We start from the raw sequence: 1,119 nt of genomic DNA, 5'->3' as shown, positions 1-1,119 counted from the left end.
TCCATCAAAAATTGAGTTGTCCCTTCAGGACGCTTATTTATAGCTTGGTCACACCCCCAAGGCGTTGCCATGGGCTAAAATAACCTGGGCCTTCACCCCGATATTATTAGATAATACATTGCGAAATAACAAAAGTAATTCAATAATAAAATACAAGTATATTAAAATGCAATTAAAATTCGTACAATTCGTGTAATTCGTGGATCCAAATAATTGGCAAACAAGCAAATAAACATTGCACTAAGAATACCGGCAACTATTTATTAAGTAGATCTTCTGGATTCTGTCTATTATCGAAAAGTGTAATTATTCTGATTTCATCATCTTTTATCCGATAATATATTGTTGTTTGCCGGGATAATACAGCCTTTCTTAAACCATTAGATTTTTCACTTTCTGCAAATAGATAAGGATTGCTTTTAATTACAATTAATTGTTTATCCAGTAATTTTGCAAACTTCTTAATTTCTCTCCTGGTCCATTTATGTTCAAGGTCTTCGATTATTCCTTTCAGGTTATTTATAGCCTCTTCAGACCAAATAAGCCTATAAATATTTTCCATAAATATTACGAGCACTATCGTGAGAAAAAACTCTTCCTTCTTCAAAGTCTTTTAAACCTCTATCAATAGATTCCATTTCTTCTTTTTTCAGAGAATCCCACCAATCTTTAGATTTTGAATAATCATCTTTTATTTTAGTTAACTTTTCAATTATTGAAGTATCATTCAGTCTTGAAATCCACTCAATTAAATCCAATTTTTCCGTTTGAATATTCATAATTAAATCTTTAGACTTTTAACAAAAATAACCAATATCTAATTAATTAACTAGACCTTGTGTAAGTTTAAGAATAATACATTGCGAAATAACAAAGGTAATTCGATAATAAAATACTAGTATATTGCAATGCAATTAAAATTCTTATCATTCGTGCAATTAACAATTCAGTGTTTACTTTTTATTGTATTGCTGAACTCATTCTTCGTTTCGCGGTTCCTTAAAAATTGGCAAATCAAAGAATCAGCAAATAAACAGATAAACCGAAATACTATTGCCTGCATTTTGAAGGACATTCCATCAAAAATTGAGTTGTCCCTTCAGGACGCTTATTTATAGC

2 protein-coding genes are annotated in these 1,119 nt (G+C 30.1%); both read right to left on the bottom strand.

Annotated elements, in window-relative coordinates; all coding sequences use genetic code 11:
• Positions 1-256: 256 nt before the first annotated feature.
• Positions 257-562: a type II toxin-antitoxin system RelE/ParE family toxin gene (locus tag OM075_RS25115; protein ID WP_301193314.1), complete on the bottom strand. Its 306-nt coding sequence runs from the start codon at positions 560-562 to the stop codon at positions 257-259.
• Positions 546-779, bottom strand: coding sequence for a hypothetical protein (locus OM075_RS25110; protein ID WP_301193313.1), 234 nt, complete (start codon positions 777-779; stop codon positions 546-548). Before OM075_RS25110 ends, OM075_RS25115 begins: the two co-directional genes overlap by 17 nt.
• Positions 780-1,119 lie beyond the last annotated feature (340 nt).

Source organism: Plebeiibacterium sediminum (genome assembly GCF_026013605.1).
GTDB classification, from domain to species: Bacteria; Bacteroidota; Bacteroidia; order Bacteroidales; family Marinilabiliaceae; genus Saccharicrinis; species Saccharicrinis sediminus.
Note: the sequence above shows the minus strand (reverse complement) of the source record. Positions and strands in the feature narration are given on the sequence as shown.